General features: G+C 40.1%; 10 protein-coding genes. 1 reads left to right on the forward strand and 9 read right to left on the reverse strand.

Annotated elements, in window-relative coordinates; translation table 11 throughout:
* From D3P12_RS08000 to D3P12_RS08010, 3 genes are all read right to left on the reverse strand, one after another.
* Positions 1 to 1,020, reverse strand: coding sequence for a glycosyltransferase (locus D3P12_RS08000; protein ID WP_118194480.1), 1,020 nt, complete (start codon positions 1,018 to 1,020; stop codon positions 1 to 3).
* A gap of 5 nt (positions 1,021 to 1,025) precedes the next feature.
* Entirely contained in the window at positions 1,026 to 1,820 is a 795-nt protein-coding gene (locus tag D3P12_RS08005) for a glycosyltransferase family 2 protein (RefSeq protein WP_118194481.1), read from the reverse strand.
* 148 nt (positions 1,821 to 1,968) lie between these two features.
* A complete protein-coding gene (locus D3P12_RS08010; protein ID WP_118194482.1) occupies positions 1,969 to 3,156 on the reverse strand; it encodes a glycosyltransferase family 4 protein in 1,188 nt (395 codons plus the stop codon).
* Between the two features lie 63 nt (positions 3,157 to 3,219).
* Here D3P12_RS08010 and D3P12_RS08015 point away from each other — a divergent pair, with 63 nt between their 5' ends.
* Positions 3,220 to 4,239 carry a glycosyltransferase family 2 protein gene (locus D3P12_RS08015; RefSeq protein WP_118194483.1) on the forward strand — a complete coding sequence of 340 codons (1,020 nt, stop codon included), beginning with the start codon at positions 3,220 to 3,222 and terminating at the stop codon, positions 4,237 to 4,239.
* Between the two features lie 33 nt (positions 4,240 to 4,272).
* On the opposite strand, the gene D3P12_RS08020 is transcribed toward D3P12_RS08015, so the two are convergent.
* From D3P12_RS08020 to D3P12_RS08045, 6 genes are all read right to left on the reverse strand, one after another.
* A complete protein-coding gene (locus D3P12_RS08020; RefSeq protein WP_118194484.1) occupies positions 4,273 to 5,298 on the reverse strand; it encodes a BF3164 family lipoprotein in 1,026 nt (341 codons plus the stop codon).
* 85 nt (positions 5,299 to 5,383) lie between these two features.
* Complete coding sequence (locus D3P12_RS08025) at positions 5,384 to 5,659, reverse strand: hypothetical protein (RefSeq protein WP_118194485.1); 276 nt, start codon at positions 5,657 to 5,659, stop codon at positions 5,384 to 5,386.
* 209 nt (positions 5,660 to 5,868) lie between these two features.
* Positions 5,869 to 8,478, reverse strand: coding sequence for a hypothetical protein (locus D3P12_RS08030; protein ID WP_118194486.1), 2,610 nt, complete (start codon positions 8,476 to 8,478; stop codon positions 5,869 to 5,871).
* Entirely contained in the window at positions 8,475 to 11,642 is a 3,168-nt protein-coding gene (locus tag D3P12_RS08035; RefSeq protein ID WP_118194487.1) for an efflux RND transporter permease subunit, read from the reverse strand. Before D3P12_RS08035 ends, D3P12_RS08030 begins: the two co-directional genes overlap by 4 nt.
* 17 nt (positions 11,643 to 11,659) lie before the next feature.
* Entirely contained in the window at positions 11,660 to 13,132 is a 1,473-nt protein-coding gene (locus D3P12_RS08040) for a TolC family protein (protein WP_118194488.1), read from the reverse strand.
* A gap of 3 nt (positions 13,133 to 13,135) precedes the next feature.
* Positions 13,136 to 14,275: a 6-bladed beta-propeller gene (locus D3P12_RS08045; protein ID WP_118194489.1), complete on the reverse strand. Its 1,140-nt coding sequence runs from the start codon at positions 14,273 to 14,275 to the stop codon at positions 13,136 to 13,138.
* Between the last annotated feature and the right edge of the window lie 44 nt (positions 14,276 to 14,319).

Here is a 14,319-nt window from a genome sequence, read left to right on the forward strand (position 1 = left end):
TCATCGATTATTACGTGGCAGTTCGTCATCCTTGATGAATCGACGAACTGCATCAATCAGTGGACTGTTGTAGGTCGATTGTGGAAAAAGCAAACCTAGTAAAATACGTTGACGCTGTTTTTTTATCCCGCTTCGCATCCGATAGCGTAAGCCCGTCAATATTTTTAACCGGAGAAGCTGCAAAGGGCTCTTATATTTATCAGAATATACCTTCACCGCCATATAATATACATCGATAACGTCAAAAGATCGGTCAATATTAGCATTCAGCTTCAACCAATACTCCTTTGTCAGACGCTCGTTCGGAATAAAATGGCGCAACTTCAGCTTAGAAGAATAGTGCAAGCGAAATCCACGCAAAATCAATCGCAGGCAATATTCCGTATCTTCCACAACCAAAATGTTTTTATCGGAGAAATCAATCAAAAAAGAGGGGTATTTCTCATACATCCTTCGATAAAGTTCTGTTCTGGAAACCAAGCCAGCACCCCAAAGATGTTTTCTGTAGGTAACATCCCCATCAGAACCTTGCGCACCGATAGCATAGCGCTCGTTCGGTCGCTGAAGCCAGGTTGGAATTTTCGCATGTTCTTCTTCATACTCTGCTTCCGTATGACTCCCGATAGCCCCGATATGATCCTGACCGTTGATAAGGTTAAAAGCCGTAGCTAAATAGTTTGGTTCAAGGCGGTTATCATCGTCAACAATAATAAAGTAACTGTATTTCGCTTGTTTCAGCCCCTTGTTAAATGCGTAGTATTTTCCCGGTTGTGATTCAGACAGACAGATAAAAGAAATCGCTGGTTTTTCCGCAATAGCATCCCAGCATTGCTTTGCCACTTCGGTAGAATGGTCGTTTGAATTATTGTCGACAAATATAATTTCCCAGTTTATGTCGGTCGGAACCTGCTGTTTTGCAAGAGCTTGAAGAGTAGGCGGTAGTTTATCTGCACCATTATATGTACAAAGGATCACAGATATCCCCGACTGTAAAGTTGTTATTTTCTGTAGATCGTCCAACTCACTTAAGCAGTTTTATAGAAAGCAACTTCCCGAAAACCTGGTGAGCGGCGCCACATCTTATTTTCTACTGTTTCTTGGTAGATACGTTCATTGGGTTTGAAATTGGCGCGTGATGAAAGAGGGTGAAAAATATGAAAACCAACGGCTGCCCATTTCAGGCGTTTTTTCTTCACCCCAGAATTGATCAGGCGCTCCGCGAATTCATAATCTTCCCAACCCCAACCTGTAAAACCGTTGAAATACCCGTTGATACGTACATAGTCATCCAGCCAAAATGCTAGGTTGCAGCCTTTTACATTATGTGAGCTGCATGGGTCGGTCTTAAATATACCCGACAATAGCGGAAAACGTATCGCATTAAAACGCGTTGTCATCCCGCGCGTTAAGAAGTTAAAGCTAAGCCTTTTGTTTCGGAGCGTTTTTTTAGTTAGTTCTTCACCGATCATAGCACGACTTCCCTGAACAAAATAATTCTTCTCTGCTGCCCCAATATGGTCTTTTATAAAGTGTTTGTGTAATATGATGTCACCGTCAATCTCGATGATGTATTCCGAAGTACAAATTTTCAATGCTTTGTTCAGGATCAGAGTTTTCTGAAAACCATTGTCTTCATGCCATACATGCTCAATCGGCAACTTACCCCTAAACCGATCGATAAGCTTTGCTGTAGCCTGTCCAGAGCCGTCGTCAGCAATAATTACCTGATCGGGTATTACACTTTGCTTCATGACGCTTAAAAGAACCAGCTCCAGTGCTTCTGGCCAATTGTAAGTTGATATGATTAGACTAACGGTCATAGTTAAAGTTTTTGTTTTCGCATTTTTGTGCAATAATCTTGCCTTTTCTTAACAAGCTGTTTGATTGCATACTTCTAGTTAAACGAATTGGATGCATATTATGCTACAAATGCCCTTAATAGTAATTTTATATTTTTTTAACTTTTATCTAACGCGATCCATTATCCTTACAAAAAGATTGGAAAAGTAGACGATAGTTTTCAATGAATTTTTCGGAACTAAATTCCTTTTTAACCAGAGAATAGGCTGTTTTAGAGAACGTGCCAAGCGCGTCCAAATTTTCTGTACATCCCATTAGAACTTTTATAAAAGCATCGGCAAGTTTCTCTTCATCGTCTAAGTTACCTACGAGAAAACCTGTTTCTAATTTTTCTCCAATCAGCGAAGGAATATCTCCTACGTCCGTAGATATAGGTACCACGCCTACAGCCATCCCTTCCAGCAAAATCATCGGAAAGCCTTCCAGAACTGAAGTAATCAGAATAATGTCCGAACTTCTATAGAGGGAGTCCAGTTCAGTTTTATCTGTTACCGGCCCTGTAAAATTAATGTAGTCGCCGTATTCAGCTCGGTGCTCCTCAAAATCACCCACCATTATAAAATCCAGTGGCAAACCCAGTTCATGACTCTTCTTCGCGATCTTAAGAAAAACTCCCGGTCGCTTTTCCGGCGAGTTCCTCGAAACGAAAATCACCTTCAAGGGCAGCTTTATTTCTACCTTTACATAATCATTTGGAGCGTCAACCTGATTGGGAATTATCCTAAAACGATCCATATAATCGAGTGAGATGTCATTTTTTTGATATAAGTCCCGATAATCTTCCTGTGTCTTTCTCCCGATAGTAATTCGCCGGTCAATCCGCATAACATAGGGCAAACTGTAGAATTCCATACCCATTAAATTAGGAGTAAATGCGTGCGTCAGGTCGATCACCTCTACCCGCTTATCCAGATAGTCTGTAATCTTATACATGAACTCTGCATTACAACCAAATACAACAGGCTTGTCTTGCCGGTTAATCGTCTCGGCAATTTTTTTTGCCATGATCGGTACAAATGCTTTTTTTGTTCCCCAGCGTTTCAATTCAATGACCTTAGCAGCTCGATAGAAGTCCTGTTTAAACCCACCGTCTTTAGGCTCCTCCGTAATGATACATGTAGGGTTTTGATCGGCCACCACAGCCATAATCTCAGCATGTACGCGCTCGGCTCCGCCGATTTGGTAGGTAGGGAATACAAAAAAGATATTCGAGTTAACTTTCTTTAAATCGCGGGAGATTTTTCCGTACGACAGTAAAGAAACGATCGTGCCTTTCGTTTTTTTAGTCTTTATCATGAGTCGTATCCTTTAAACGTAGAAGCTATTCGTTTATTTTCTGCACCTTTGTTCTGAATTGTTATGAGCCCACGTATCACTGTTTTCATACCTGTCTATCAAGCCGAACGTTATTTGGCTGAGTCCATTGATAGTATCCTTTGCCAAAGCTATGCCGACTTCGAACTATTGATCATCGACGACGGCTCTCGTGATAATAGTTACGAGATTGCTAAAGATTATGCTACAAAAGACCAGCGTATTCGCGTTTTGCGGAACGAGGGTAACCGGGGTGTTTCCTTTACAAGAAACAGAGGTATCCAAGAGGCGAGGGGCGAGTTTATCGCTTTATTAGATGCAGATGATCTCGCAGTTCCAGAACGATTGGCTAAACAGCTCGCCTTTTTAGATCAGAATCCAGATGTGGTGGCTTGTGGCACACAGGCAAGCCTGATTGATACAAATGGAAAAGAAACCGGAGAGCTGATTGCTGTTCCGACCCATAAAGAGGAGGTCAAAGTCCGCTTAGCGTTTCAAAACCAGTTTGTGAATTCCAGTATGATGTTCCGCACGGAAGCATTGAAGCATACGAAGGGTTACTATAGTGGATTGTGTGAAGACTATGAGCTTGCTGCTCAGCTCAATGCCCAAAACTGTCTGGCAAATTTAGCTGACACGTTGGTGAAGTACCGCGTACATGAACAGGGGATATCAAAGCAGCACATCGCGAAGATGCGAGAAGGCGAACGCGCAGTAATGGCTCTTATCCAGAAGCAATTGGGCTTAGAACCCGATTCCCGATCAATCGATATCCATCATTGTGTTTTAAACGAAGGTATAGAATCCGAGGAAGTTAGGAATACCATTACACTTCGAGATTTTGAATCTCTGTTTTTAGAACTTAAGGAAGCAAACCGAGGGAAGGAGATCTACCCGCCAGACGACTTTGAGCACTTGCTGTTTGACCTCTTTTATGAAAAACTGCGCCGTTCAAAAAGTCGCACTGCCCTGTGGATTTTTATGACGAGTGATCTGTATCGATGGAAATGGACGACTGCAAAAATGTTCAGGAAATTGTTTAAGCAGGCGTTAGGAATAACCTAATCAGTACGTGTCAGTAAAAACCGTTTTTATTTGCTAAAAAAAAGGCAAGTCGTAAGTAAATATCTTATTTTCATTGTTTTCTTCACTCGTACTTACTGCATAGATTTTACGATATTCTTCAGATATTGTAAATAGGGATAAATTCTCATTCAAGCTATAAGTTGCTATTGGCGAACCATTCCAATCCCATACCTGTAATTCGGTGACATTCTCGCCAGACTCTTTTTCGTTTTGATAGAAGACATAGATATAGTTGTTTACGGATTTCGGATATGCATAATAATGAATCTTTTTTCCTTTATCATTATTTACATTATTTTCATGTGATGAAATATCCACTTGAATATCTTTTAAGATATTTCCCTGATTATCATATATTCTAAAACGGTCAAAATATCCATAGAACGACGCGAACTGGCTACCATCAGAATTGACAACGCTGTTCTTCACGTATGTGAACATTTTATCTTCATCTAAAGGTTCTGAATCACCCCAATCAGGGTATGGACTGAATGGTTCACTCATATTATTGCTAATATCAAGCAGCGTATACTCTGTGTCTTGATTAAAACCACTCCAATATGTATACAGCGAATCAGTTAAAGGAAGCAGACCATTTACTGGGATCTCGTCGATAGCAAAACGAATACTATTTTCATTGTCGACAAACAGTTCGTTCCTATCGATGACAACCTCTTTTAGCGTATTTTGCATTTGGTAAAACAACTTGAATCCTCTATCCGTGGGTACAAAAACTCTCCTGTCGATATTGTTAAAGTCATTTGGCCCGTCACCTTTAATCCCAAGGTTTTTAATATGTTTCACTTCGGGAAGTTTGAACATGTTGAAAACAGTATCCTGTCGTGGATTAAACAGCAATAACTTATCACCGGTAATAAAGATATTTGCCGGACTTAATATTACTGGTGGCACTTCGATTATATCAGCATCTAAAGTCTCTTGAATCGGGAATTCCCGGACAATAGTATCTAATTCATTTGAATTACTACATGAACCAAAAAAATATATAAAAATAAATATGAAGAACAGTTTTTTCATAATGATGGATGCAATTAAAAAGGAAATATTATATTATTCCCTTTTTAATTCAGTGTGCTTTTTAGAGGTAATATTTTGTAAAAAATTAGGAACACGTAGAACTTGAACTTGCGCTAGTAGCCCAATATTCTTTACAATCGCTACAGTCAACGACTTTAATTGCTAGTGAGTTATCGTCAGGTGCTTTTGTAATTGTAGAATAGCAATGTTTATCAGAACCTTCTTCACCATCTGCCAAAGCCACAATATTATCCAATGTTATGTTGGCGTTTTTGCCTAACTCTGATTTAAGATTTAGATTGAAGGTCATTATAGCTGCAACTGCTACAGTTCCGGCTAAAGCATAAGTTTTCTTTTTCATTCTTTGTTAAGTTTATTTTTTTATTAATAGTTAAGGGTTTTTTGAATTCTTTCACTCGTCAATCATTCTGTATTTTGAAAAAATGTTCTGAACTGAGAAGTGTTCATCTCAGTTCAGAACTATGTTGGTCACTCACACCAATTTAAAAGTACTGTTTACTTTATTGGGAGACGAATTTTGAAAACGATCAATTCTTGCTCAATTCTTACTTACCGCCAATCATTGTCAAAGTCTCCAGAACTGATCAGCTGGTAGCGATCCCCACGATAGCGAAATATTTTGAAATCAGAATCGCCTTCATTTGAGAAATCCCTGATCGGCATACTCTTAATCATCGAATTTGAAGCGATCAGAACAATATACCTGTTGGGCTTAAGTGGATTAGGATAAACAAAAGAAATTAAGATGTCGTTCCCGTTTATCCGTTCCTCCCTGAAAACAATGTGGTCTTCGTGAATCTGGATGGGCAACTGTTCTACAATCTTTTGTATTGTTTTATTGTGGAACCGTGTGCCTATCAAAACCAGGTTTGAGTTTTGAATATCTTCATTCGAAAGGTCAATCTCTTTGACCGAGATCATGTCGTTAAAGTAGATGTTCTGCCATAGGACATTAAGTGTGTCCCTGATTGGTCGATTTCTGTCAGCAAAGACCACTTTAAAACTATTGGCAAATGCGTGATTGATGGGGCCTTCGACCATATTATTTTTTCTGAAAGCGAACCTGCTATCCTTGTTATTAAGGTTAAAATAGAGTTTCTCATCAGACTTGACAATGCCGTTTGTCAGAACACCGTTCAATAATATCGTTCGTTCGTTCATACGTCCCCGTAAGTCAAGTTCAAACCTGTTCACGTTTTTACTAGATATCCAAATCGTGTCCTTATCGAATGAAACCTTCACGATTGCAATACCGTCTCCAAGTTTCTCCAAGATCCGTAACCCATGGTTTTCCCCGTACTTTAGTTCAGATGTAGAGACGGTGATGCTATCCGGCCTGAGGTTCCGTTTCTTACCTTTCAAATACTCGAATGCCGACCTGTACCAGTCTGTCGGAGCTACAAAATGAGTGGTGTTTTCATCGATGTTGAGTACGGGATCCCTGGAATAGTTTTTCATCCGCTGAAAGATCCGCTCGGCAATTTCCACCGATACCATTTCGTCGTTTTTGGAATGTTGCATGAACAAATATGCATTCGATAGGTTTTCTATCCTGTACTTGTCGGTGTCGAACTTATTGATATCAAGGTCTGGGCCGTAAAAAATGTTGCCAGCCATCAATGAAGGAAAGCGGGTCGCTAGCGTCAAAGCTTTTCGGGAAGAGGAACTGCTGCCCAGGATGAATACCCTATCCTCATCAATGCTGTATCTCGTCTTCAGGTCAGCCATTATCTCCTGAAAGGCGGTCATCGCTATATCATTGAGCCCCGGATGACCACGGATATTAAGCCAGACCAGCCCAAATCCATATTCGTCCGCCAGTCTCGAATCCCATAGATCCTGATCCCTGTTAGACGTATACCAGCTTTCCAGATAGGGGACGGGGATATAACTAAAAGGGCACGAGAGGATCAAGGGGATCTTTTCCTTTCCTTGTTTTAAGCGTTCGGGTATATAGCTGCTGTAATATTGTTTACTCCCGTCGATTTTAGAGGTATATGCTTTTATCAAGCCATCGAAGTGTATGTTGGCGCCACGTTCCTCCCCGTCCTTCTTAAAGAAACTGCTGAGTTCCTTTGCATAGAGAACCCTGCTCCGGTCCCAATAGGCCCTGACGAAAGTCGACAGTTCTGGATCGTTGTCTTTGGTCTTCAAAAACTGCAAGCGTTCGTATGATGCCATCAGATCCATCTTATCCTTTTCCTGCAAGCCGCTGTTCATGGCCGTTTTGTACCTTTCCGAGATTTCATGCAAAATGGTGTCGAAGTCCCCATAATAGAAATCCTGTTCCAACTTCTCCCCGGCAATGTCAAATTCGATCCGGTAGAGCCCATTCCTTTCCACCGAACTTAAATCAACGGTCGCCATCCCGGTGCTTTTTGTTATCTGACCCAATTTGCCCTGCGCCACCACGTTCGAGTCGTTGCCAAATATCCTGTAACCGACATCGTCATGGATAAATGGCCCTAAGTATGCCGTCAGGTTGGTGTCGACGATACTTTTTGTAAGGATCGAAAACCTATAGTCCGTTAGATAGTTTTCCTTCGCATGTTCCATGCTGCTTACAAAGAAATTGAACTTCCAATGCGAAGCAGATTCCATATCTGAATAGGCCAGTTTCAGGAGCAGGGTATTGCGGCCTTTTTTTAGTTTTGCCGGCACATATTCCTCGTGGTATTTATACTGCACGCGTTTCCAGAGTGTCTCGTACACCGGTTCATTATTAAGCCATAATTTGGCGTGCTGCATACCGCTGAATACAAAACTGACATCCTCATCTGTTTTATTGTTTATTTCACAAAATAGGTATACTACACCTTCTTCTTTTTGCACGTAATCCAGTATATTCACTCCCTGCGGTCTTGTCTTTATCAGGCCGCTTTTGAGGGTTGAATTGCGGCTGCCTACTTTCAGTAGATCGTCGAGGTTTATCTCGGCTTCTTTTGTTCCCGTTTCTAGGTTCAGGAAGTCGAAATCCATGACTCCCACCCTTGAGAATGAATCTTTAGGAAATGAACCCAAAAAGTGCCAATTTTGTACTTGGATCACATCGACTTGATCATCGAATTTTATTTCATTTATTGCTGACGGAGCCCTATTGAAGCATGCCGATGTTATTAAAGAGAGAGTTAAGAATAAAAAAGTATAGCGGATTGTCATGATTTTTTATATTGCGAATAAAGCTGCTTTTTTCTTCCTACACCCATAAAAAGCGGTAAAAACAAAAAGATTGCAATCAGTGAGACCACCAGCCCTCCAATCGTTCCTGCAGCCAATGGAAACCAGAACCCTTCTCTAAAATCACCGATTAAGAAAGGGATGAAACCTAATATCGTTGAAACAATGGTTAAGAGTACCGGTCTGATCTTTGCGTTCCATGCTTTGATATAAGCTTTGTCTCGAGCTATTTTAAAACGGGAGCGAATAGTATTGTACTCGTCCAGAATATAGATATTAGCGTTAATGGTGATTCCTGAAAGTAGGATAAAAGAAGCAAAGCCACCCTGATCAAAGTTTAATTCAAACAGGTAAAAGGTCAGAAATATCCCAATAAAAGATATCGGTACAACGAATAGGATACAGAGAGGCTGCCGGAATGAGTTGAACAGGATGCTTGTCGTAAAATAAATAACAATAAATATCAGCAACAGCAGAACATACTGCTTATTACTATCTTTTCCCCATAAGTTCTGCTGGTCAGCATTAGCAATGGTATATCCCATTGGCAATTGCTTTTCATAATCGTCGATAGCTCGTTCAAGTACTTTTTTCCCCTGCTCAGCTGCGCCAATGTACTCGTACTGCAAACACAAGCGATATTGTTGATCAACTTTAACTACGCTGTTCGGCGTTTGCTCCCTTTTAATAACAGCGAGATCAGATAGTTTATAATAGCGGTCATTAAAAAATACCGGTGTATTGTTCAAATCCCAAATATTGTAAATTTCCGAATAGGCAGACTTTAAATAAACCTCTTGTCGCTTGTCATCATCAAACAAATCTTCTACGTAGGCTCCGCTATTAAAAATTGTGTTTAGTTGAGCATATAAGTTGATGGGTGCTATGTTTTCGTAGGCCAGCTTTTCGTTGTCGATATCAAAGTTGTATTCTTCGTAATCATCTTTATACCAGCTGAATTCAGAACGTATATTGACATCGTTAATCCTTCGGTGTTGAATTAATTCCTGTTTAAAAATAGTTGCTAGCTCCATTAGCTCGTCGTAGTTGTAGCCAAACATCTCAACACGATAGGAGCCGGCGCCCTCACGTACATCATTGCTAAAACCATCACCGAACCCATAAACACCCCAACTTCCACCCCCAAGTGTCAATGATTTGCTGATCACATTGGCTTTTAGAACATGCGGGAAAGCCGTACGCTGATGTTCTTTTTTAAACTGCACATTGATGCTAGCCTGACGGGGGCTGCTGATATTGGTTTGAAACAGGCTTATCTCTTCAAATTGACTCAAATAAGATTCCATACCCTTTACCAAATTATTCATCTGTTCCAGGGTATAATAATTGGGTAGAGAGGCCGTGATATAGAGATTTGTTTCTTCCCGGTCAGCATAATAAGAGCCCTCATAAACATCTTCCACGAAAAGACGTAGTGTACCACCCAATGCTTTATCCACATAGGGCTTTATTCCCTCAGTGTAGGTGTCGCTCCCTAACGTAGCATTATACCATCCTGCAAACCGACTGTCACCCTCCATTTCATCGGGCAACATAAAAACGGGTATACCAAAAGCAAGAATCAGCAAGGTGATCACGATCCCTTTTCTTCTATAAAAGATTCGGCATAAACCAAGGTAGAAGTGATTAAAATGATAGTTCAGCCGAATTAGCCATGCGCGTCTTCCACCATGTTTTTTTATTCGTTTCTTTTCCGAAATTTTCAACTTCTCCATCAATGCCGGAACCAGAAATAAAGCCACAATTAGGGAAAGTGATAGGTTGATGATCAGTACTATCGCAAAATCAATCAGATTGAGTCTGGTTTTTTCGTCCAGGAAGAAAATTACCGAAAGCGCTATAATGGTCGTCAGTGTCGCCGTCAGAATAGCAAAGAAGGCCAGAATATTTTTCCGTTTGATGATCTGATCCGCCATGACGATGGTATTGTCAATGATCAAAGTAATCGATATGGTAATCCCCGCCAGCGAATACAGTTGGATTTCCACCTGAAAAAGATAATAGAAAATGACTGCTGCAAATATATTGACCACCACAGATATAATCACCATGAGTGTATATTTTAAACTTCGGTAAGCAATCAACACAAAAAGTAATAAAATCAGTAGCGTCAATCCGGTTCGGAAATATATTTTCGCCAACTCCTCTTTGATATAGTCGGTACTATCGTAATTCAGGTGAATCTGGTAACCCGGCGAAAAACTCATAGAAAGAGCTTCAATTTCATCTTTTATTTCTTCTGCAAGAGTCAGCTGATTGGCATTGTCCTCTGCAACGATAGAAAGGTATATCGAGTTTAGACCATTAACCCGAAAATAACGTTGTGGTTCCGCTTCTACATGAACTATTTCGGCAAGTTGATCCAAGTTAATGATTTTTCCGTCTTCTGCTTTTATCTGAATACTACCTAGATCATAAGCTACGGGAAGGGCCAAAACCCTCATCCACTGATCCGTTGTTTCGTCCACACTTACCCGTCCTAAACCTAAAAACTCTTGTTGCAATTGCTCCTCGATCGCTTGCTCGATCGATTCATGACTGACTTTATGTGCCTCTAATTTCCGGTAATCATACAATATGTGATATTCTGTGCCCGTAGCTCCATATACATCAATGCGGTGTATCCCTTCAATATGCGCTAATTTAGGGCGAATATTATTCTCAACATATTCTTGTATATCGGTAGGCGTCAGTGGCGCGTTAACTGTATAATTCAAGAACGATTGGTTTCTGTTATCTGCCTGGGAAACAGTAATACTGGGATAAGAGACATTTGAAGGTAGCGAGCTCCATGCTTGTCGGATGATTGTTGACACTTCAAAGCGGGCGTTCTCTATGTTGGTATGCTTATCAAACTCAAGCGTAATTTTACCGCTTCCATTATCTGATGAAGAAGTGATTGACCGTACCCCTTTAATCCTGTTCAGCATCGCCTCCAGCTTCGACGTAGTTTCAATTTCAACAATACGTGGTGAGCTTCCTGGCATCGCAAATTGAACACTTATCTGAGGTAGCGTTTTAGATGGTGAAAGTTTTACCGAAAGCTCTGGCAAAAGAAATAAACCTACAATGGTCAAGCAGACTGCGATCAGGATAATCGAGAAAGAAGAAGCATAGGTTTTCATGGGCCTTACTCTCTTTTTTAATGCATTACATCAAACTGATACGTCAGTGGTTCCTGCTTTTCAAAATCGTACAGCGTCAACTTTCGTAGCTTATAGTAATTTTGCCAGTAGTACCTCAATGTCGAAATATAATTGCTTTGCGCTTCTTTTTGCCTGTTTTGGGCCAAAGTCAAACTATTTATATCTGCTTTCCCTATGATGAAGCGCGCTTTTGTAGCTTCATATGCCATATTAGCCAGATCTGAAGCTTCTTGTGCTGAGGCTATCATATCCAGTTGTATTTCAAAATCGTTGAGCGTAATCCGTACCTCCTGATCCAGGCTCAGCTCCTCCTGTTGGAAGGTAATCTGAGCCACACCCAAATTATTCCTGGCCATATTGGCTTTTCCTTTTCTAACCCCCCAATCCACAAGCGGTACGGTCAAGCTAATAGAAACCAGATCTTGCCGAAGTGGCTGATAGTAAGCATCCGCAAAGTTGTTGGCTATTTGATTGAAGCCCACACTTGCGGACAGGCTCGCATCGAATAAAGTACTCTTTTTAGTCTGGTCAACTTCCCTTTCCGCTTCCAATACCTGTTGTTGATTGGCAAGATAATTTGGGTTGTTGTTCTTAGCATACTCCAGCGCCTTCTCCAGAGAGATATCTAGTTTCCGCGGCACCTCTGGTAATTCCAAAACAACATCTGTTTCTTTATCCAGGTTCAAATACGATACGAAGCTATACTTTGCTTTTTTAAGTTCTACCTCTGCATTTTTTAATGTGTTTTGTGCATTGATCGCATCAAGACGGAGTGTTAGTAAGTCTGCCTGAGAAATCGAAGCAATTTGTTGTCTCTGCTTACCAATGTTGTACAAGGTATCTGTAGATAGTACATTATCTTTCGCCAGGTCATATTCAGCTTGTGCTAAAGCCAAATTGAAAAAGTATTCAATAACCGTTTCCGAAATCTCTTCCCGGTCGAAGAGGTACTGTTTCTTGGCCTCCTCATATTTTAGCGGTTCTATCTTCTTCTCCCATTTAAAACTATTAAAACCAAATAGTGCTTGCGAATATCCCACCCGAATGGGGACAGATGTAAACTGCGTATAGGTACTAGCACCAAAGTTTCGCATATAGCCTAACTCGGAGTCAACGAACACTGTACCTCCCGTTACGTCAATATTTTGAGCCAGTGAAAGGTTACCATAAGAGAACAAGGATTGTTGCCGGCGGTAGACATCAATATTATTCTCCGAATCATACCTCCTTGTAAAGTCTCGGGTATACTGAATAGGTGTCATGGTCAAGCTCAGCGTAGGTAGGCGGCCTGCTTTATAGGCATGGTATTCCCAGTAGCCCGCTTGGTAAAGGTTTTTGGCTCGGAAAGACTGTAAAGAGCTGTCAGCTGCTAATCCGATACTTTCAGAAAGTGAAAGTATTTCAGTTTTCTGAGCTATTGCAGAATTACAGAATAATCCGAATATCAATATATATACTAGCTTTTTCAATGTCTATATTTTGAATTTGTATAAAAAGAGGATCGGACTATTGTCAGTGCTTTCACGATCGAGCAAACATTCTAGTTCCAGATCAAGATCATAACCTGCATTTTTTTTATTTCGCAAATCAGATGGGAGTAGAGTAGCGACGATAAATTCATTAATTCTTCCGACCGGTTTACTCATACCTCCAATCTTCATCTTATCTTCGAATATCTTTGTTGTGAAACCAAGAGTTTCACCACTCCGTTTGTTATATAGTCCAAGAAAGTGTTGATTGGAGACGGTGTAATAAGTATTTAAAATGTTTCCAGTTTCTAAAATGTCGTAATGAGAAATATATTCAGAATTACGTAATGTTTTCAGAGCTCCTTCTTTTTTATCGGATAGTTTATCGAGGTATTCTTTCGGTGGGAGCTCAAAATTTCCGAACCGCAGGTTATACACAGGTTCAAACTTGTTATCGTTAAAAGAATAAACGATTGGGTTAAGTTGTGCATAAGCATGAATGTTCCCTTGGCTTTTATAGATCGTCTTCTTGAAGTTTTGAGGTAGACTGGATATTTTTTTTATATAAGTGTTTGTTACAGCCATTTTCCGGTTAGATAGGAGAAATTCCCATTCTTTATGGTTAGGCTCATCGTCAACATTCTTTATCAAATACTGCTTATCGTCTAAATATTCAAAGCTGGTAGATCGTATTGGTAAGTTTATTTCCGTTATGAAATTATAACTGTATAGACTATAATTGACTACTTTTTTTTGGACGAAGTCAACAATGGATATTAATCCAGCTTCTTCATCGATACTGAAAGAATTTGCCATAACGAATTGCCCTTTTTCTTTCCCTCGACTACCGATTTGGCTAATAAAATTACCAGATAAGTCAAATGCTGAGAGATATGCATCAGGTCCTTCCGTCAAAATAAATATTTTATTAAGAGCATAGTCTACTTGGATTATGGACTCTTCAATTAGTTTTTCGTCAGCTTTTAACTTTATATAATTTGTTGCTAATAGATCATAGGGATCAGACCCTTGTTCTTTAAAATCAAGAGTTAAGACATTTAAACGAGTGTTTTGATTATCGACGTTACATGATCCTAAGACAAGGAAAAAGCAAAAAAATATAAACAGGCAATAATGGTACATTTGAGTTAATTATATATCGGGCACTGAAGTAGTTGACTTTGCTT

Origin of the sequence: Pedobacter indicus (assembly GCF_003449035.1) — a bacterium.
Lineage (GTDB): Bacteria > Bacteroidota > Bacteroidia > Sphingobacteriales > Sphingobacteriaceae > Albibacterium > Albibacterium indicum.

What these genes read in the sequence shown, in the direction of transcription:
- D3P12_RS08005 (WP_118194481.1), bottom strand. Translation starts at nt 1,820, where the DNA reads ATGACCGTTAGTCTAATCATATCAACTTACAATTGGCCAGAAGCACTG.
- D3P12_RS08010 (WP_118194482.1), bottom strand. Translation starts at nt 3,156, where the DNA reads ATGATAAAGACTAAAAAAACGAAAGGCACGATCGTTTCTTTACTGTCG.
- D3P12_RS08015 (WP_118194483.1), top strand. Translation starts at nt 3,220, where the DNA reads ATGAGCCCACGTATCACTGTTTTCATACCTGTCTATCAAGCCGAACGT.
- D3P12_RS08020 (WP_118194484.1), bottom strand. Translation starts at nt 5,298, where the DNA reads ATGAAAAAACTGTTCTTCATATTTATTTTTATATATTTTTTTGGTTCA.
- D3P12_RS08025 (WP_118194485.1), bottom strand. Translation starts at nt 5,659, where the DNA reads ATGAAAAAGAAAACTTATGCTTTAGCCGGAACTGTAGCAGTTGCAGCT.
- D3P12_RS08030 (WP_118194486.1), bottom strand. Translation starts at nt 8,478, where the DNA reads ATGACAATCCGCTATACTTTTTTATTCTTAACTCTCTCTTTAATAACA.
- D3P12_RS08035 (WP_118194487.1), bottom strand. Translation starts at nt 11,642, where the DNA reads ATGAAAACCTATGCTTCTTCTTTCTCGATTATCCTGATCGCAGTCTGC.
- D3P12_RS08045 (WP_118194489.1), bottom strand. Translation starts at nt 14,275, where the DNA reads ATGTACCATTATTGCCTGTTTATATTTTTTTGCTTTTTCCTTGTCTTA.